Annotated in this window: 17 protein-coding genes and 2 tRNA genes; 16 read left to right on the forward strand and 3 right to left on the reverse strand. The window is 55.0% G+C overall.

Annotated features, from left to right (window positions below; all coding sequences use genetic code 11):
- Positions 1–225 precede the first annotated feature (225 nt).
- The 3 genes from WMO24_RS10225 to WMO24_RS10235 all read right to left on the reverse strand — a co-directional run bounded on the left by WMO24_RS10225 (position 226) and on the right by WMO24_RS10235 (position 1,906).
- Positions 226–301: transfer RNA gene (locus WMO24_RS10225), tRNA-Val, on the reverse strand.
- Positions 302–415: 114 nt separating this feature from the next.
- Positions 416–1,153: a BtpA/SgcQ family protein gene (locus WMO24_RS10230; protein WP_349216342.1), complete on the reverse strand. Its 738-nt coding sequence runs from the start codon at positions 1,151–1,153 to the stop codon at positions 416–418.
- 33 nt (positions 1,154–1,186) lie between these two features.
- Positions 1,187–1,906 carry a GntR family transcriptional regulator gene (locus tag WMO24_RS10235; protein WP_349216343.1) on the reverse strand — a complete coding sequence of 240 codons (720 nt, stop codon included), beginning with the start codon at positions 1,904–1,906 and terminating at the stop codon, positions 1,187–1,189.
- Positions 1,907–2,106: 200 nt separating this feature from the next.
- On the opposite strand from WMO24_RS10235, the gene WMO24_RS10240 reads away from it, so the two are divergent.
- The 16 genes from WMO24_RS10240 to WMO24_RS10315 all read left to right on the forward strand — a co-directional run bounded on the left by WMO24_RS10240 (position 2,107) and on the right by WMO24_RS10315 (position 19,110).
- Positions 2,107–3,267, forward strand: a complete 1,161-nt coding sequence (locus WMO24_RS10240; RefSeq protein WP_349216344.1) for a hypothetical protein — start codon at positions 2,107–2,109, stop codon at positions 3,265–3,267.
- Position 3,268: 1 nt separating this feature from the next.
- Positions 3,269–4,174: a carbohydrate kinase family protein gene (locus WMO24_RS10245; protein WP_349216345.1), complete on the forward strand. Its 906-nt coding sequence runs from the start codon at positions 3,269–3,271 to the stop codon at positions 4,172–4,174.
- Between the two features lie 119 nt (positions 4,175–4,293).
- Complete coding sequence (ruvC, locus tag WMO24_RS10250; protein ID WP_349216346.1) at positions 4,294–4,815, forward strand: crossover junction endodeoxyribonuclease RuvC; 522 nt, start codon at positions 4,294–4,296, stop codon at positions 4,813–4,815.
- Between the two features lie 38 nt (positions 4,816–4,853).
- On the forward strand, positions 4,854–5,456 hold the full coding sequence (gene ruvA, locus WMO24_RS10255) for a Holliday junction branch migration protein RuvA (protein WP_349216347.1): 603 nt from the start codon (positions 4,854–4,856) through the stop codon (positions 5,454–5,456).
- A gap of 3 nt (positions 5,457–5,459) precedes the next feature.
- A complete protein-coding gene (ruvB, locus tag WMO24_RS10260) occupies positions 5,460–6,527 on the forward strand; it encodes a Holliday junction branch migration DNA helicase RuvB (RefSeq protein ID WP_349216348.1) in 1,068 nt (355 codons plus the stop codon).
- A 100-nt stretch (positions 6,528–6,627) separates the two neighbouring features.
- Entirely contained in the window at positions 6,628–7,986 is a 1,359-nt protein-coding gene (gene glmM / locus WMO24_RS10265) for a phosphoglucosamine mutase (protein ID WP_349216349.1), read from the forward strand.
- A gap of 56 nt (positions 7,987–8,042) precedes the next feature.
- Positions 8,043–8,909 carry a class I SAM-dependent methyltransferase gene (locus WMO24_RS10270; RefSeq protein ID WP_349216350.1) on the forward strand — a complete coding sequence of 289 codons (867 nt, stop codon included), beginning with the start codon at positions 8,043–8,045 and terminating at the stop codon, positions 8,907–8,909.
- A 27-nt stretch (positions 8,910–8,936) separates the two neighbouring features.
- On the forward strand, positions 8,937–9,806 hold the full coding sequence (locus WMO24_RS10275) for an energy-coupling factor transporter ATPase (RefSeq protein WP_349216351.1): 870 nt from the start codon (positions 8,937–8,939) through the stop codon (positions 9,804–9,806).
- The gene (locus tag WMO24_RS10280; RefSeq protein WP_349216352.1) at positions 9,799–10,656 is read left to right on the forward strand and encodes an energy-coupling factor transporter ATPase; all 858 of its coding nucleotides are present in this window, start codon (positions 9,799–9,801) and stop codon (positions 10,654–10,656) included. Before WMO24_RS10275 ends, WMO24_RS10280 begins: the two co-directional genes overlap by 8 nt.
- Positions 10,657–11,466: an energy-coupling factor transporter transmembrane component T family protein gene (locus tag WMO24_RS10285; protein ID WP_349216353.1), complete on the forward strand. Its 810-nt coding sequence runs from the start codon at positions 10,657–10,659 to the stop codon at positions 11,464–11,466.
- An 8-nt stretch (positions 11,467–11,474) separates the two neighbouring features.
- Positions 11,475–12,233 carry a tRNA pseudouridine(38-40) synthase TruA gene (gene truA, locus WMO24_RS10290; RefSeq protein ID WP_349216354.1) on the forward strand — a complete coding sequence of 253 codons (759 nt, stop codon included), beginning with the start codon at positions 11,475–11,477 and terminating at the stop codon, positions 12,231–12,233.
- Positions 12,230–13,564, forward strand: a complete 1,335-nt coding sequence (locus WMO24_RS10295) for a DUF5711 family protein (RefSeq protein ID WP_349216355.1) — start codon at positions 12,230–12,232, stop codon at positions 13,562–13,564. The genes truA and WMO24_RS10295 overlap by 4 nt, the downstream gene beginning before the upstream one ends.
- A 20-nt stretch (positions 13,565–13,584) precedes the next feature.
- On the forward strand, positions 13,585–14,271 hold the full coding sequence (locus WMO24_RS10300; protein WP_349216356.1) for a CvpA family protein: 687 nt from the start codon (positions 13,585–13,587) through the stop codon (positions 14,269–14,271).
- Between the two features lie 25 nt (positions 14,272–14,296).
- On the forward strand, positions 14,297–16,618 hold the full coding sequence (locus WMO24_RS10305) for an ATP-dependent Clp protease ATP-binding subunit (RefSeq protein WP_349216357.1): 2,322 nt from the start codon (positions 14,297–14,299) through the stop codon (positions 16,616–16,618).
- A gap of 55 nt (positions 16,619–16,673) precedes the next feature.
- A tRNA-Gly gene (locus tag WMO24_RS10310) sits at positions 16,674–16,747 on the forward strand.
- Positions 16,748–17,013: 266 nt separating this feature from the next.
- Complete coding sequence (locus tag WMO24_RS10315) at positions 17,014–19,110, forward strand: sodium-translocating pyrophosphatase (RefSeq protein WP_349216358.1); 2,097 nt, start codon at positions 17,014–17,016, stop codon at positions 19,108–19,110.
- Positions 19,111–19,191 lie beyond the last annotated feature (81 nt).

Genomic DNA, 19,191 nt, shown 5'->3' on the forward strand with positions numbered 1-19,191 from the left:
GAGACCCGAGAGAACTCCCGGAAGTAAAAGCTGCATTAAACGATAAAAACTCCCAGCTGTTCGGAATTTCCGGACGGTTGGAAGTTAAATATTTCTATATATGGAAAAATTTTCCCGTGCCACTACTGTGTCATTTCTGTGCCGAAATGTGCCAAAAGATACAAGTTGCTGCAAAGAAAAAACCACGATATACGTACATTCTAAGCGTATATCGTGGTTTTATTTTGGTGGACGGTAAGGAACTCGAATCCCTGACCCCCTGCACGTCAAGCAGGTGCTCTACCAGCTGAGCTAACCGTCCATATGAATCGCAGCTCTGTTATTATAGCAAATGTGTTTTTAAAATGCAAGTGTTTTTTGAAAGATTTTTAAATTTAAAACAGCAGGTGCGAAGAATTTCGCACCTGCTGTTAGATTAATGAGAATTTCGGGCCAGTTGTACAGCGTCCATCAGCTGCTGCACATATTCCGGGCACAAATCCCCGCTGTCTTTGTGGCCCTGTTTGAAATAACTGCCGACCACAGCGCCATCCGCATATTGAAGCTGGCTTGCAATGTTTTCCGGCGTAACGCCTGCGCAGACAAACAGAGGGAAGTCGCCAAGGGTCCGGCGGAAGGTAATGATTTTTTCCAGTGAGGTTTCCTGACCGGTCTTGTCCTGGGTTACGCAAACGCCATCACACCTTGTTGTAGCAATTTGCAGGTCTTCCTCTACTGTGTGTTCGGATAAAACCGGCTGGTATTTAAAACGCACACCGCCCATGACAAACGCTTGACAGCGGGAGCGGTAAAGCCGGAAAAAGGCATCCAGTGTGGGTTCGTCCCTCGGTTTAACGTGTCCGACAACAGAATCCAGCTGCAGAAATGCACAATCGTACTGAATGGCCAGTTCAAACCCCATGGCATCCACGTTCAGACAGTTGACTCCGTAGGGAATGCCAAACTGTGCATTTTTCAGGTATTCCAGCACACGGGCCACTTGCGGGTAGGTGCCGAAATAAGGCTCTACCAGTACGGCGTCTACATGATGCTGACGATAGATGTCAATTTCTTCTTTGGCGCGGCGGAAAACATCTTCGTCATCTGTACCTTTGGTGTGGATCATTCCGATGATCGGTTTCTCAATGTGAAAATATTCCTGAATCTCCTTCAAAGTTCAGCCCTCCTGTTATGTGTGCGGACAGCGTCAGCTTTCCGTCACGTATTTATAAATATCACTTCGAATGAACTGATCGTTCACATAAACCACGCCCAGTTCATCGCTTACCACCTGGCGGACGCCCAGCAGAGGCGTATTGATAGGGCAGTTCAAGCTGCGCGCCTGCTCGCGGTTTGCAAATTGCACTTCAAATGTTTCCACAAAATGCAGGGTGTGCACAGGACGATATTGCCGAAGCACTTCCAGAAGCGGGATATGCTCTACATCCGCTTCCAGCAGATAGGCTGCACCAGCGGAAAAATAATCGATTTCAAAAATCACCGGCGTCTCGTCCACAAGTCGCACCCGCTTGATGCAGAGTACCCCCTGATCGGTCTGCCCGTTCAAAAGCTGAGCAAGGTCCTTTTTCACCTTTTGCACCTTCCTCGATACAAGGTGCGTTCCTGGCTTTTTGCCCATTTCGAGACAGGAAGCGGTAAAGCTGCGGTGTTCCGCACGCTTTTCAACAACCACCGGCGCCGCTACAAATGTCCCTTTTCCATGCCTTTTTACAAGCACGCCCTCTTCGGTCAGCCCCTGCAGGGCTTTGCGAACGGTGACGCGGCTTACGCCAAACTGGCGGCAAAGCTGATTTTCACTGGGGATTTTGGCGCCCGAGAGATACACGCCGTGCTGAATATTTTCCAGCAGCAGTGTGCGAAGCTGTTCGTAATAGGGCGTTTTCACATTGGGGTCCAATTGAGGCATTTCGCGCCCTCCTCTCTATAATACAAGATAATTCATGTTCTACTTTCCGTCAATCCTGATTTTGTAAAAACAAAGGATAACTGTGGCCTGTTACAAAGATTTCGCCTCTTTTTTGTGGAAATGCTGAAAATGGTGAAAGGTGGTTTTAATACAAGGGCATACATGTTAAAATGTCGTTGTAGAAAGGAGCGTGGCGTTTTATGAAACAGTATCTCACCCTGAAACCGGAGCAGATGCCCGAAGATGCACATGCTTTTGCACAGCGTATAAGCGAAGAGTATCATTTGGCAGGGATGGAAGTGTTTTTGGATGATGTGAAGCCCAGAACGCTTCCCCTGTTTTCCGACGAGGCGGGCAAACAGGCGCTTTTGATGCAGATGAAGAATATTTGTGTGGCGCGTCTGCATGCGTCCTATTGGGCTTACCCGACCGCGTTTCTTACGGGAAACCGGTTTGCGGAACTGGTAAACCGCATGGGCGGCGAGGAAAATGTTCATGCATATTATGGGGATTTGACCGGCGACCATATGATGAAACGCTGGGTGCAGGAATATGAACTGGCGGCCGCGCTGAAAGCGGACAGCTATGTGTTCCATCTGATTGATTATGCGCCCATTGACGGAATGTGGGCCTTCCATATGGATAAACAGGCGATTCGGCAGGCAATGGCAGCTATGCTGCAGCGGTTTGTGAACAGCCTGCTGGAGAAAAAGCTTCTGACGGCGGACAGCCCGGTGATTGAACTGGAAAATGCGGGCTGGGGTCTGGAACACGGTGTGCAGACCGCGGAGGATTATGCTTTTGTGCTGGAGCAGATTTACGATCCCTTTGACCGGTTGCGGGTCGGCTGGGAAGTGAATCATCTGCTGCATGCGGTGGGCAAAATGCCGGATGGAAGTGTCCGTTTCTTCCTGCCGGAAGAAGAGTTGACAGAGGACATGCGCCGTCTGGAGCAGGAAGAGGGGAAAGATCCCCGGGCGTTTGCGCACTCGTGGGTGCGCCGCAATCTCCTGCATCCTGCACTTCGGGGGAAAGTGGCAGCCGTGCATTTGTCGGACTGCAAATGGAAGAGCGAGGAATATTTCCGCAACGGTCTGTTGGCAGAACCTTGGCTGTCAGAGATTCAGACTCTGGAGACCTGGGATGAAAAAGAAGAGTACGGCGTGAAAATTGTACTGGGACAGTACGATTCGCATGAAGTGCTGGGGGATGGAGCGCTGAACGGCGGCGATATGGCCGCGATTCTGGCTCAGCTGGAAGAGGAGAACCACGGCCTGATGCTGCTGCATGAATTGAAAAACAGCGTGCCGGTGGAACCTGCACTGCAGCGCCAGCTGGTTGCATTGAGAGGAGAGCATTGAAATGAAATATCTTGTGGCCGGTCCGACCATTGTCAATGACATTTTGCTGGCGGATAAAAGTGAGAAACAGTGTGTGCTGGGCGGCTCCGTGTATTGTGTGGCCGGCATCAAACTGTGGAGCGATGACTGCTTGTATGTTTCCAATGTAGGGCCTGATTTTGAAGATTATTACGGGGCGTGGATGGATGCCAATGCTCTGAAACGGGATGGTTTGTCCGTTGTTTTGCCCCACACATGGTACACTCGCCTGATTTACGGCGAAGCCGGCCTGCACAGCGAGGTGTTCCGCTACGGGGAAGAGGAAGAGGCGCTGCTCAACGAAATGGATGTGCTCAATGCCCGCCAGATTGCGCTCTGCTGCGATGCCGACACCAAAGGCATCTATGTGGAAGCGGTGGAAACCTCGCAGATGTGGGACCAGTTGGATGAGATTCGTGCGCGCTGCAGCGCCAAAATTATGTGGGAGATTCCCACCTCGGCCGCCTTGGACCCGGCGCGGCATGCAGGGGTGCTTCGCACCATTCAGAAGACGGATCTTTTCTCCATCAATCTTCCGGAGGCAAAGGCGCTGTTCGGCGTGCAGACGGAAGAACAGGCCATTGAGCAACTGCTGCGCTTGAAAAAGCCCTGTTTCTTCCGCGTGGGCTCGAAAGGAGCTTATATGCTGCAGGATGGGCAGGCGGCTTTTGCGCCCAGTGTGACCGTGGGCCCGGTGGTGGACCCCACCGGCTGCGGTAATGTGTCTACTGCGGCTGCGCTGTATGGCTGGTGCGAGGGATATGAGCCGAAAAAGATTGCACGCCTGGCCAACATTTCCGCTGCCTACAATCTGCTGCAGTACGGTCCCTGCCCGAAAGTGGACGCGTCCATGCGCTGGCACGCAGAAGAGCTGCTGCAAAACGAGTGAACATGAAAAACCTGTGAAATCCCGGCTGGAACTTGCCACCAGCCGGGATTTTTATTGTCTTGACAGTGATTTTGTGATATACTAAAACAGTTCATATTGTAGAATGGGGGAAAAGCGGTATGCGCATTCTGGGCATTGACCCGGGCTATGCCATTGTGGGATTTGGCGCGGTGGATTACGAGCGGAATCAGTTTACCACTTTGCAGTACGGCGCGATCACCACGCGCTCACATACCGTTTTTGAAGACCGACTGGAAGAAATTTATACGGATATGACGCAGCTTCTGGATACAGTCCGGCCGGATGCGGTGGCCATTGAGACGTTGTTTTACACCACCAACCAGAAAACGGTCATTGCGGTGGCAGAGGCCAGAGGCGTGATCCTTCTGTGCGCGAAGCTGGCGCGCGTGCCGATTTTCGAGTATACGCCGCTGCAGGTGAAACAGAGTGTGTCGGGTTACGGCCGCGCGCCCAAAAAGCAGGTGCAGGAAATGACACGACGGATTCTGCGGCTTCCGGAAGTGCCGAAACCCGACGACACGGCGGACGCATTGGCCATGGCAATCTGTCATGGATACAGTTTCCGCTCCCGGCAGTATGGCATCGCCCAGACACGGCGTCAGCAGATGGGATATTATTAATAGGTATGAGCCGGCTGAACCCGGCCGGGAGGTTTTGTATGATTTATTGTCTGACAGGCAAGCTTTTGGAAAGGACGCCGGACATGGCCGTAGTGGAATGCGGCGGTGTGGGATATCAGGCAGCGATTCCGTCCACGACTGCGGGCGCACTGCCTTCGGTGGGGGAAACCTGCACCCTGTATACCCAGATGAATGTGTCCGAGAACGATGTTTCCCTGTATGGATTTGCCACAAAGGATGCACAGGCAATGTTCCGCATTCTGACAGGGGTATCCGGCGTGGGTCCCAAGGTGGGTCTGGCCATTCTCAGTGTAATGGATCCGGCCCGGATCGCTCTGGCGATTTCAGGCGGAGACCATAAAGCATTTACAGCGGCCAACGGCGTGGGCCCCAAACTGGGTCAGCGCATTGTGCTGGAGCTGAAAGATAAGGTGGGCAAAAACCTGGGAGCAACGCTGGACCTGTCCGCACCTGCTGCGGCTGCAGCCCCGGCGGGGGGAATGGCTGCGGCTGCGGCCGCGCTCACCGGTCTTGGTTATACCGGTGCGGAAGCGGCAGCGGCTCTGTCCGGATTGGACCCGGCGCTTCCCACCGCGGAGTTGATTCGCCTTGCATTGCAGGGCATTGGAAAAAGGAGGTAACCCATGGCTCTGGAAACCGTAGACGTCAATGCGGCTGCCAACCGTTTGGTCAGCCCGCAGGCGGAGCCGGAGGATTTTGACAACGAATCCAGCCTTCGTCCGAAGTCTCTGGATGAATACATCGGACAGGACAAGGCCAAGGAGAATTTGAGCATTTATCTTCAGGCGGCCAAAAAACGCGGCGAGCCTTTGGATCATCTGCTGCTGTACGGCCCGCCGGGCCTTGGAAAAACAACACTGGCCGGAATCGTCGCGCATGAGATGGGCACACAGATCCGCATCACCTCCGGCCCGGCCATCGAGAAGCCCGGCGATCTGGCGGCGCTTTTGACCAATTTGCAGGAAGGCGACGTCCTGTTTATCGATGAGATCCATCGCCTTTCCCGTCAGGTGGAAGAGGTGCTGTATCCGGCACTGGAAGATTATGCGCTGGACATCATGATCGGCAAAGGCCCCTCGGCGCAGTCCATCCGCATCAATCTGCCCCGGTTTACGCTGGTGGGGGCCACTACGCGTGCCGGGCAGATCACCGGCCCTCTGCGGGACCGGTTTGGTGTGTTGCTGAAACTGGAACTGTACAGCCCCAAAGAGCTGGCCAAGATCATTACCCGTTCGGCGGGGATCCTGGGCGTTCCCATTTTGCCGGAAGGCGCGCTGGAAATGGCCAAATGCGCCCGGGGAACTCCCCGTGTGGCCAACCGCCTGCTGAAACGCGCCCGTGACTTTGCCGACGTGATGGGCGACGGTGTGATCGATGCTCCCATCGCACGGGAAGCGCTGCGGCGCATGGGTATTGATGAGATTGGCCTGGATGAGATGGACCGCAGCCTTCTGCGGGCCATTATCGAGATGTACAACGGCGGCCCGGTGGGCCTTGAGACCATTGCTGCGGCGCTGGGAGAAGAGAGTGTCACTCTGGAAGACGTGTGCGAACCCTATCTGATGCAGCTGGGATATTTGACGCGCACCCCCCGCGGGCGCTGTGTTACGCGCCATGCCTATGAACATCTGGGCATGAAGGCGCCCGGCGCACCGGAGCAGAATGGCCAGCAGACGCTGGACGATTATTGAGCGTGAGCATCTGTTCTTTGTGAATAGATTTGTTCATATTTATCCGATAGGATAGAAGGAAAAACGAAAAAATCGGCGATCCAAGAGGAGGAGAATAGAAATGGGGAAATTGTTTGGAACGGACGGCGCACGCGGTGTGGCCGGAAAAGATCTGACACCGGAACTTGCCATGCAGATTGGCCGTGCGGCGGCAGCCGTACTGGCGGGAAAGACGCAGCATCGTCCTCGTTTTATCATCGGCAAGGATACCCGCATCTCCGGTGACATGCTGGAGAACGCTCTGGCGGCCGGCCTGTGCAGCGTGGGCGCAGATGTGGAACTGCTGGGTGTGATTCCCACGCCGGCAGTGGCGTATCTGGTTCGCAAATATGGCGCCGATGCAGGCGTTGTCATCTCCGCTTCGCACAACCCGGTGGAGTTCAACGGAATCAAGCTGTTTGGCGGCGAGGGTTATAAGCTGCCGGATGAAGTAGAAGACGAAATCGAGCATCATGTGTTCAACAATGGCGCGGAGCTGACCCTAGCGACCGGCACGGCCATCGGTGCGGTGAAACGTGTGGACAGCGCCCTGAATGATTATGTGGATTATCTGGCCGATGCCATTGATGCCGATCTTTCGGGCCTGAATATTGCGGTAGACTGCGCCAACGGTGCGTCCAGCGCGCCTGCCAGCCTGCTTTTCCCGCGTCTGGGTGCAACCTGCCATTTTATTGGCAATGAGCCGGACGGCTGCAATATCAACGAGGGCTGCGGTTCTACACACATTGATAAACTGGCCGAATATGTGGTGAAAAACGGTCTGGACTGCGGTGTGGCCTTTGACGGCGACGCCGACCGCTGCCTGGCGGTGGACGAGAAGGGAAAAGAAATCGACGGTGATAAAATCATTGCCATTCTTTCCACGGATATGAAGCGCGAAGGCAAATTGAAACAGGATACTGCCGTAGTCACGGTTATGAGCAACCTGGGCTTTATCGAGTACATGCGCCAGAACGGTATGAAGACGGCCATTACTGCGGTGGGTGACCGCTATGTTCTGGAAGAGATGCGTGACAAGGGATATGTGATCGGCGGCGAGCAGTCCGGCCATATCATTTTGCTGCAGCACTCCACCACGGGCGACGGCGAGCTGACGGCAGGCATGCTGCTGCGCACGCTGGCTGAGAAAAAGTGCAAAATGAGCGAGCTGAACGCATTGTATACGCGGTATCCGCAGGTCACGGTGAACGTAAAGGCCACCAACGAGCAGAAAGCACGCTATAAAGAAGACGAGTACATCGCCGGATTTGTAGAGAGCCAGCAGCAGAGCCTGATGGGCCTGGGCCGTGTGCTGGTGCGTGCCTCCGGTACCGAGCCGCTGATCCGCGTCATGGTGGAAGGCAAAGATGAAGAGGCAATTGCGGCTTCTGCGGACCGCATTGCCGTGAAGATCAACGAACGCATTCACGCAAGAAAGTAAAAAGGCAGAATACCCGGCGGGTTTTCCCGCCGGGCATGCCGTATGGAGGGAACATTTTGCGCGCAGCAGAACACTGGAGCGACTATGAGCTGATCGACGCCACGGACGGCAACCGCCTGGAGCGCTGGAAAGACACTTTGCTGGTCCGGCCGGACCCGCAGGTCATCTGGAAAAATGAACGGACAAGCCCTCTTTGGGACAAGGCAAATGCGGTTTATCACCGCAGCGCCAGTGGCGGCGGAAAGTGGGAATATCGCCGCCGCATGCCCGAACGCTGGCAGATTCGTTATGGGGATTTGAAGCTGATTGTCTCCCCAACGGGCTTTAAGCACACGGGCGTCTTCCCGGAGCAGGCCGTCAACTGGGACGCCTACCGCCGCCTGATCGAGGGCGCGGGACGTCCGGTGAAGGTTCTGAATCTGTTTGGCTATACAGGTGGTGCGACGCTGGCCTGTGCCGCTGCCGGAGCGAGCGTCTGCCACGTGGACGCTTCCAAAGGCATGGTGGCCTGGGGACGCGAAAATGCGGCAGCATCCGGCCTGGCCGATCGTCCTATCCGCTGGATCGTGGATGACTGCGCCAAATTTGTGGCGCGGGAGATTCGCCGCGGCGTGCGGTATGACGGCGTGATCATGGACCCGCCCAGTTATGGCCGCGGACCGGGGGGCGAGGTTTGGAAGCTGGAGGACAGCATCTATGACTTCATCGATCTGTGCACCGACGTGCTCAGCGACGAGCCGTTGTTTGTGGCGGTCAACAGTTATACCACGGGCCTTTCGCCCAGTGTGATGGAGTATATACTGAAAACGCGTGTGGCATCCCGTTGGGGAGGCCGTACGGAATGTGATGAAATCGGCCTGCCGGTAACTGCCACGGGCGGCACGGTGCCCTGCGGAGCAACGGCCTGGTGGCTGGCGAAGTAAGGGCGCAGAGGGATGGAAAGGGATAAAATGAACGAACACGCACAGACCATGCTGGAAGCGAAAGATGTGGTCTTCCGTTATTCTGAAACAGGAAGCAACGCCATCGACGGGCTGTCCATGCAGGTAAAAAAGGGAGAATATGTGGCTGTTTTGGGGGCCAACGGGTGCGGAAAATCCACCTTGGCCAAACATTTTAACGCCATTTTGCTGCCTGCTTCCGGAACCGTGTGGATCGAAGAGATCCCGACGACGGACGAAGACCGGCTGATGGAAATGCGCCAAAAAGTGGGCATGGTGTTTCAGAACCCGGACAACCAGATCGTGGCTACCGTGGTAGAGGAAGACGTGGCGTTTGCCCTGGAGAATCTGGGCGTGCCGCGGGACGAAATGCGCTGCCGCGTGGATGACGCCATGCAGATGGCGGGCATTTACAAATATCGGGAAAAAGCGCCGCACAAGCTTTCGGGCGGACAGAAACAGCGTGTGGCCATTGCGGGTGTGATTGCCATGCGGCCGGATTGCCTGGTTCTGGACGAAGCCACTGCCATGCTGGACCCCATTGGACGGGAGAAGGTCATGCACACGGTGCACAAGCTGAACCGGGATTATGGCATTACGGTGGTGCAGATTACGCATTATATGGAAGAGGCTGCCACGGCAGACCGTGTGGTGGTGATGAGCGCCGGCCGCATTGTGATGGAAGGAACGCCCCGGCAGGTGTTCAGCCAGGTGGAGGCGGTAAAAGCACTGCATTTGGATGTTCCGCAGTCTGCAGAACTGTGCCACGCCTTGACGCAGGCGGGGCTTCCCATGCCGGATGATGTGATCCGGCCGGAGGAGTGCGCCGCGGCCATTTACAAAACCCTTACGGGAAAGGAGCCGCCCCGGGATGTCTGAATTTGTACGAGTAGAACATTTGAGCTATATTTACGGGCAGGGAATGCCTGATGAAACCATTGCGCTGGACGATGTGAGCTTTTCCATTGAGGAAGGACAGTTCGTAGGCATTATGGGAGCGACCGGCTGCGGAAAGTCAACGCTGATCACGCACTTCAATGGTTTGAATCGTCCCACTAAGGGGCATATTTACATCGGCGGCGAGGATCTTTGGGCCGACCCGGGTGATATTCGGCGCTTCCGTTTCCTGGTGGGGCTGGTGTTCCAGTATCCGGAGTACCAGTTGTTTGAGGAGACCGTTTATAAGGACATTGCCTATGGCCCCCGCAACATGGGACTCAGTGAAGCCGAGATCGACCAGCGGGTGCGCCGCGCCGCGGAATTCTGCGGCCTGTCGGAGGCATCTTTGCAGAAAAGTCCCTTCGAACTTTCCGGCGGACAAAAGCGCCGGGTCGCGATTGCGGGTGTGCTGGCCATGGAGCCCAAGCTTCTGGTGTTGGACGAGCCGGCTGCCGGGCTGGACCCGGAAGGCCGTGACACGATCCTGGGCCAGATCAAAGCCTGGCACAAGGAGACGGGCTCCACGACGATTCTGGTCAGCCATTCCATGGAGGACATCGCCAAATATGCCGACCGGGTTCTGGTTTTGAACAGCGGCAAGGTCGCCATGTATGACGAGACGGCCAAGGTGTTTGCGCGTGCACCGGAACTGCTGGAGCTGGGTTTGTCGGTCCCGGAAGTGACCAAAGTGTTTCTGCAGCTTCGTCAATGGGGGCTGGATATCCCCGTGGATGTATACACCGTTCCCTATGCGGTGAAAACCATTCTGGCCGCAAAGGAGGGGATGTAAATGCTGCGTGACATTACCATTGGTCAGCATTTTCCGGGCGATTCGGCGCTGCATAACATGGACCCCCGGGCCAAACTGGTTTTGACGCTGGTGTATATCATCATGTTGTTTGTAGCGTCCAATCCCATTGGGCTGGGTATTTCCATTGTGTTGGTCTTTGGGCTGTACCTGCTGGCAAAGATTCCGCTGCGGCTGATCGGGAAAAGTCTCAAACCGATTATTCCCATCATTCTGTTTACGGCGGTGCTGAATGTCTTTTTTGTCACAGGCGAATCGGAGCCGCTGGTGTCGCTGGGTTTTTTGCACATTTACCGCGAGGGCATCGACTATGCGGCGCTGATCGTGGTACGCATTATCTGCATCATCGTAGGTACCAGCCTTCTGACGTATACCACCAGCCCCATTGTTTTGACGGCGGCCATCGAGCAGCTGCTGCGCCCGTTGTCCAAACTGAAATTCCCGGTGCATGAACTGGCTATGATGATGACCATTGCACTCCGGTTCATTCCGCTGCTGATTGAGGAGACGGATAAGATTATGAACGCGCAGAAGGCACGCGGCGCGCAGCTGGATTCCGGCACGCTGATGCAGCGCGTCAAGGCACTGATTCCGGTGCTGATTCCGCTGTTCATCTCTGCGTTTCGGCGTGCCGATGAGCTGGCCATGGCCATGGAGTGCCGGTGCTATCACGGCGGCGAAGGACGGACCAGACTGAAGGAACTGCGTATGTCCGGCAAGGACGTATGGCTGACAGTTGCGGCAGTTGTGGTGTTTGTGGCAATGGGCTTGAGCAATTTTCTTTGGAAGTAGGCTGCCCCATGAAAGTGTTGATTACTCTCAGCTACATCGGAACGCATTATCACGGGTTTCAGGTGCAGAAAAATGCGCTGACAGTTTGCCAGGTGCTGCAGGATGCGCTGGAACAGCTGTATGGAACGCGGCCGCCGGTCAAGGGATGTTCCCGCACGGATGCGGGGGTTCATGCACTTGGCTACTGCGTCAGTTATACGCAGCCAAAGCCCATTGACCCGTATAAGCTTCCGCTGGCCATCAACCGGTTTCTTCCGCCGGACATTCGTGTGCGCCGTGCCCGGGAAGTGCCGGAGGCTTTTCACGCCCGGTATTCCTCGGTCAGCAAGGAGTACCTGTATTGTCTGCACAACAGTGCAATTGAAGATCCCTTTCAGGCTCCGTATGCCTGGCGGCTTGCAACGCCGCTGGATGCGGATAAGATGGCACAGGCGGCACGGGCGGCGGAGGGCCGTCACGATTTCCGTGCGTTCATGAGTGCGGGAAGCGATATGGAAGATACCGTGCGCACCGTGCACTTTTTTCGGGTGGAACGCACAGGCGAGGACATCCGCTTTCACATTTGTGCCGATGGGTATCTTTACAATATGGTTCGGATTTTGGTGGGTACGCTGGTCGAGGTAGGAGCAGGGCGCATGCGGCCGGAGGAGATGTCCGTGGTCCTGCAAAGCGGTAACCGGAGCCTTGCCGGAGATACGGCGCCTGCCAAAGGTTTGTTTTTGTATAAAGTACACTATCCCGACGAAGGGAAGACGGAGAGCTTATGAGTTTGTTTTCGCGCGGGTCAAAGCGGCGTGCTTCCGATGAGATTCGCGAAGAGGATTTTCAGCGTTTTGAAGATGCGCCCGGAACGGGCGGTAATTTTGAGAATCCGGTCAGTGCAGTGGAGCGGGGCAAACTGGTGCGTCTGGAGCGCATTCAGAAAAAGCGGCGCGCGCGCCGCATTCGTGTCGCGGTGGTATGCACGGTGCTGCTGGCCGGCATTCTGGTCTATTTTACCGGATTGTACGGTGCTTCGCTGGCTCTTTTGGGAGATACGGTGGATTCCATCCGGATTGCGCTCACACCCGGCTCCGGGTTTCCGGTGAAGACGAGCATACCGGGCTATGTGGAAAGTCAGCCGCTGGCCGGCGGCTTTGTGGCGGTGGGCGAGCAGGACTTGGTCATTTATGCGGCCAATGGAAACAAAGTTCGCACGCTGCAGCACGGATTTGCAAATCCGTGTATTACGGCAGGCAATACCCGCGTATGTATCTATGACCGTTCCGGTACACAGCTGCGGGTGGAAAATCGAAGCCAGACGCTGTATGAGAATCAATTTGACCAGTCGATTTTCTTATGCGCCATGAGCCCCAACGGGACGCTGGCCGTATTTTTGGATGGGGGCCTGAAAGTTTACGACCCCATGTTTAACAACATTTTTGAATTTAAAACGGAGGATTTGCCGACGGCCATGGCTTTTTCAGACGACAACCGCAATTTTGCGGTGGCGTGCCCCAAAGAGGGAAACGGTGGATTGGGCAGTGTGATCTATCTGCTGAACACTGGTATGGAAGACTACAGCCAGGCAGTGACCGTGCAGGTCAGTGACGGTATTCCTCTGAAAGTGGAATATCTGGATCGTCAGAGTGTGCTGGTGGTGTATGATCGTTTTGCGGCGATTTACAACGTGTCCGACGGAACGGAAAAAGCGCGGTATGACTTTGGCGCCAATCAGCTGCAAAGCGCGGCTGTGAGCGGAAAGAATACAGTTTTGTTGTTCGGTGACGGCGAGCATACGGAACTGACGCGGTTTGTCGTTTTGGATACAAATCTGGCGGCGGTGGGGCAGGCAGCTGTGCCGGTGCGTGCCAACAGTGTGGCGGCCAGCCGCTCCGGTGTGTATGTGCTCACCAATACCCTGGTATATTGCTACGGCCTGGATGGCAGCGACAACGGCAGCGTGGACCCCGGCGCAAAGCCCTTGGCGGTCATCGACGCGGACCGGCTGCTGTTGCTGACGCAGGAACAGATTCTGGATCTGGATGCGCCGCAGACGGACGCTTCCGCCAGTGCCGTTTCGAGCGAAGCGGTTTCTCAGCCGGCTTCGGCTTCATAGATAGAAAGGAAGAAAAGCCTATGACATTTACACCCGCATTCATTTTGGACATTGTACTGATCGGAGTCATCGTCGCCACAGTGATTCACTACGCCCGCAAGGGATTTGTGGCCGGAATCGTTGACCTGGTGGGGAATCTGGCGGCCATTGCGTTGGCGTGGTTTGTGTCCGGAAAAGTGTCCCCCACTGTTTTTGAAAACTTTTTCAAATCCGGTCTGGTGGATAAGACCACACAGACGCTTCAGCAGGGCTCGTTTAACCTGGAAAGCATCCTTGGCGGACTGGAGGGCCTGATTCCGCAGTCTTTGATGGATGGCATCATGGAAAGTGCGGAAAGCGTTCTGAACAGCCAGGCTCCCAACATGGCTCAGCAGGTGGTGGAACAGATCATCGCGCCTTTGGTGGTGCCTTTAATTACCGTTGTGCTGTTTTTTGCCACGTTTATTCTGTGCCGTGTGGTGCTGGCCTTCCTGGTAACTGTGCTTACCAATCTCAATAAAGTGCCCCTTTTGGGCGGCTTTAATCGCACACTGGGTGTGCTGGTCGGCCTTGTGGGCGGTGTGATCAATGTGCTGCTCCTGCTTTGCCTGATTTGGGCAGTCATTGTAATCACCAGCAACAATCTGCCGGTTTTGAACGATTCGGCCCTTTCGGGCAGTTATTTCTATTCGTTCTTTTCGGCATACAATCCCTTTATGAGCGTCTGAGACGCGGAAAGGAACGATTCGGACTATGCTTTGTGTAAGGTGTAAAAAACGTCCGGCCATCGTTTTCGTTCAGAAAATGGAAGCCGGGCAGGCAAAAGCGGAGGGATATTGCCTCAGCTGTGCCCGTGAACTGGGAATCAAGCCTGTAGATGATTTGATGAAACAATTCGGAATCAGCGATCAGGATTTGGAAAATATGGAAGAACGTTTTGCCGGGATGATGGAAAACGGAGACATGGACCCTGCCGCTATGATGCAGCAGATGATGGGGGCCTCACCGGAGGATATGGACCCGTCTGCCGACGAAGAATCCGACGGAGACGAGGAAAACTTCACGCCGGGGGGCGCAGGAACGTTCCCCTTCGGTATTTTCAGCAATCGTCGGGAAAAGCAGGATGACGGGGAAGGGAAAAAAGATCCGCGCGCCCGGGAAAAGGGCAAAAAGCGCAAATTCCTGGATAATTACTGCGAGAACTTGACCCAGAAAGCCCGCGACGGCAAGGTGGACCGCATCATTGGCCGCGACCGGGAGATCTACCGTACGATTCAAATTCTGTCCCGCCGGCAGAAGAACAACCCTTGTCTGATTGGTGAGGCGGGTGTCGGAAAGACTGCGATTGCGGAGGGGATTGCGCTGCGCATTGCCGAGGGCAATGTGCCGGCCCGTTTGAAGGACAAAGAGGTTTATCTGCTGGATATGACCAGCCTTGTGGCAGGCACGCAGTTCCGCGGACAGTTCGAGAGCCGCGTCAAAGGCCTGATCGGAGAAGTAAAAGCAGCCGGCAATGTGATTTTGTTCATCGATGAAATTCACAATATTACAGGTGCGGGAGATTCCGAGGGCGCAATGAATGCGGCCAACATTCTGAAGCCCGCGCTCAGCCGCGGCGAAATTCAGGTCATCGGTGCCACTACGTTCTCGGAGTATCGCAAATACATCGAGAAGGATCAGGCGCTGGAGCGGCGTTTTCAGCCGGTCAAGGTGGAAGAACCGTCCATTGACGACGCGGTTGCTGTCATTGCAGGCGTGAAAGAATACTATGAAAAGCACCATCATGTCAAAGTGCCGGAGGCCATTGTCCGCACGACGGTCGTTCTGTCGGAACGGTACATCACGGACCGTTTCCTGCCCGATAAGGCCATTGACCTTTTGGACGAATCGTGTGCGTGCTGCAGCCTGCGCCATCCGGAAATCACTGAGTGGGTGGAAGAGGAGAAGCACCTGGCCGAACTGAAAAACCAGGAGCAGGAAGCCGAACAGGGCAAGGAGGGACCGGATTACGAGGCCATTGCCCGTTTGAAGTATGAGATTCAACAGCTGGAGCAGGAATTGCCCGCCAAGCGCGAGGCGGTTGAGAAGATCGAAGTGACCATGGAAGATGTGGCCAAGGTCATCGAGCTGTGGACGGGAATTCCTGCCGCGAAAGTGAAAGAGACAGAATACACCAAACTGGTAAACCTGGAAAACGTGCTGAACGAGAAAATCATCGGGCAGGAAGAAGCGGTCCATCTGGTAGCCAGCGCGGTCAAGCGCAGCCGTGCGGATATTTCTGCACGCCGCCGCCCGGCCAGCTTCATTTTCGTAGGCCCCACCGGCGTTGGAAAAACCGAGCTGGTCAAGCAGCTTGCCATGCAGCTGTTTGATACAGTGGACCCGTTGATCCGGCTGGATATGTCGGAGTTTATGGAAAAACATACGGTGTCCCGTCTGATTGGTTCGCCGCCGGGCTATGTGGGATATGACGAGGCCGGCCAGCTTACCGAAAAAGTGCGGCGCAAACCGTACAGCGTGGTCCTGTTTGATGAAATTGAAAAGGCGCATCCCGACGTCATGAACATCCTTCTCCAAATTTTGGACGAAGGCAAGATCAACGATGCACAGGGCCGCACCGTCAATTTCGAAAATACTGTCATCGCCATGACCTCCAATGCGGGTTCTTCCGACAAGGTAGGAGAAACCGGCTTTAACAAAACAGCGGAGGAAATGAGCAAGAACAAGGCCATGAAAGCGCTGGGCGAGTTCCTTCGTCCGGAGTTCTTGAGCCGTGTGGACGAGATTATTGTGTTCAAACCGCTGGGCCAGACGGAGCTGCGCCGCATTGCCGCGCTGATGCTGGAAGAATACCGTGCGCCCTTGGCAGCAAAAGGAATCGGCCTCTCCTGGACAGACGAGGCGCTGGATGCGCTGTGCCAAAAAGCACAGGGTGGAAAGTTCGGCGCGCGGGATCTGCGTCGGGTAATCCGCAAGGAAGTGGAGGACGGCATCGCGGAAAAACTGATTTCCGGCCAGCTGATTGCCAGCGTCAAGGTGGATGCCGAAGAAGAAAAGATTGTTTTGCGCACTTGACAGATTGCTGACAGAACGTTATAATAATAGAGCCGTCTGATTGGCGGCTCATTTTGCAGATGTAGTTTAGTGGTAGAACTCCAGCCTTCCAAGCTGGTCGTGTGGGTTCGATTCCCATCATCTGCTCCATACGAAAGCCCGGGGAATCCCCGGGCTTTTTCTTATGCCTTTGGCGGCGGCCTGCCCGCAACTGTATGATTCAGCGAAGGCGGAGAAATCAAAACCTGTTTTTGAAAGAAAAACAAGATGACTTCTATTTTTGCAAATTACCGAAGAAAAATGCACAATTTTGTGAATTGCGAATGTTTTCGGAGCCGGGCGCATTGTACTATAATAGAATTAGACCCTTTTGTGAGGATCGGCGCAGAAAAAAGCGAAAGAGGAGGAATTCTGTTATGGAGACAATGTACCTGGTAGGCTTGGGCTCAATTGCTGCGCTGGCGTTTGCGGGAATTATGTTTACACGTGTGCGCAGAGAATCGCCCGGATCGGAGGAGATGAAACGTATTTCCGACGCGGTCAGCCGTGGGGCCGGTGCCTACTTGAAACGGCAATACCGCGGCGTGGGAATTTTCTTCGCAGTGGTGTTCGTAATTCTGCTCTGCATGGCATTTGCGGGTCTGTTGAGTTTCTTTACGCCGTTTGCCTTTTTGACGGGCGGCTTTTTCAGCGGCCTTTCCGGTTTTATCGGCATGCGCACGGCGACTATGGCGAACTGCCGCACGGCGAACGCGGCCAGTCAGAGCCTGAACCGTGGCCTTCGGGTAGCTTTTTCAGCGGGAAGCGTTATGGGCTTTACCGTGGTAGGCTTGGGGCTTTTGGACCTTACGTTCTGGTATTTCCTGCTGCATTTTTGGTATACCAACATTCAGCCGGTGGCAACGGAGGCCGAGCTGATTGGCAACATCACAGCCAATATGCTGACCTTCGGCATGGGTGCTTCTTCCATGGCGCTGTTTGCGCGTGTGGGCGGCGGCATTTTTACGAAGGCGGCTGATGTGGGTGCGGACCTGGTCGGCAAAGTGGAAGCGGGAATTCCGGAGGATGATCCCCGCAACCCGGCTGTCATCGCGGATAATGTAGGCGACAATGTGGGCGATGTGGCCGGCATGGGTGCGGACCTGTACGAATCTTATGTCGGCTCGATTGTATCCACCAGTGCGCTGGCGGTAGCGGCCGGTTTTGGAATGCACGGCATTGGCGTGCCCATGCTGTTGGCTGCCATGGGCGTTTTGTGTTCCATTTTCGGGACGTTCTTTGTGAAGACGAAGGAAGGAGCCAGCCAGAGAAATCTTTTGACGGCCCTGCGGACCGGTACATATATCAGCGCCATTTTGATTGCGGTCCTTTCCTTCTTTGCGGTGCGGATCCTTTTGCCGGAAAATATCGGCGTCTATTTTGCGGTTCTCAGCGGCCTGGTGGCGGGTGTCGCCATTGGCGCATTGACGGAATACTACACTTCAGACAGCTACAAGCCCACACAGCGCCTTTCGGCGGCCAGCGAAACGGGCAGCGCTACGGTGATCATCGGCGGTTTGTCATTGGGGATGCTTTCCACCGTAGCACCGGTGGTCATTGTGGGGGTTTCGGTACTGCTGAGCTATTTTGTCAGCGGCGGCGCGCAGGATTTCAACATGGGACTGTATGGGGTAGGCGTGTCTGCAGTGGGCATGCTGAGCACATTGGGAATTACACTGGCCACGGATGCCTACGGCCCGATTGCGGATAATGCGGGCGGCATTGCTGAAATGACGCATATGCCCGCCGAAGTTCGTCAGCGCACAGACGCGCTGGACAGCCTGGGCAACACCACCGCGGCAACCGGCAAAGGCTTTGCCATTGGCTCGGCGGCGATCACGGCGTTGGCGCTGATTGCCAGTTATATCGACAAAGTGCATCAAATCGATCCCAACCTGCAAATGGATCTGAGCATCACAAATCCCACGGTGTTGATTGGTCTGTTTGTGGGCGGTATGCTTCCGTTCCTGTTTGCTGCATTGACCATGGACGCTGTGGGCAAAGCAGCTCAAAGCATTGTGGTGGAAGTACGCCGTCAGTTCCGGGAAATCACCGGCCTGATGGAGGGGAAAGCAGAACCGGATTATGCGTCCTGCGTGGATATGTGCACAAAGAGCGCACAGAAATTGATGATGGCTCCGGCTTTGATCGCGGTGGCGACCCCCATCATTGTGGGCCTGATTCTGGGAGTGACCGGTGTGGCGGGCCTTTTGGCGGGAACCACCGTCACGGGTTTTGTCCTGGCGGTTATGATGGCGAATGCAGGCGGCGCGTGGGATAATGCCAAAAAGTATATTGAGAGCGGTGCCCATGGCGGCAAGGGAAGCGATTGCCACAAGGCGGCTGTGGTAGGTGATACAGTCGGAGACCCGTTCAAAGATACCAGCGGACCGTCCATCAACATTCTGATCAAGCTGACCAGCATGGTTTCCATTGTTTTTGCGGGGCTGATCGTAGCGGTTCATCTGTTGTGATGAAAATGCGCCTTGAACGTTCAAGGCGCATTTTTTATACATAGTGCAGTGCTTTTTTGTGGTATAATAGATACAGCATTT

The sequence above is a fragment of the Ruthenibacterium intestinale genome (genome assembly GCF_040096265.1).
GTDB classification, from domain to species: Bacteria; Bacillota; Clostridia; order Oscillospirales; family Ruminococcaceae; genus Ruthenibacterium; species Ruthenibacterium komagatae.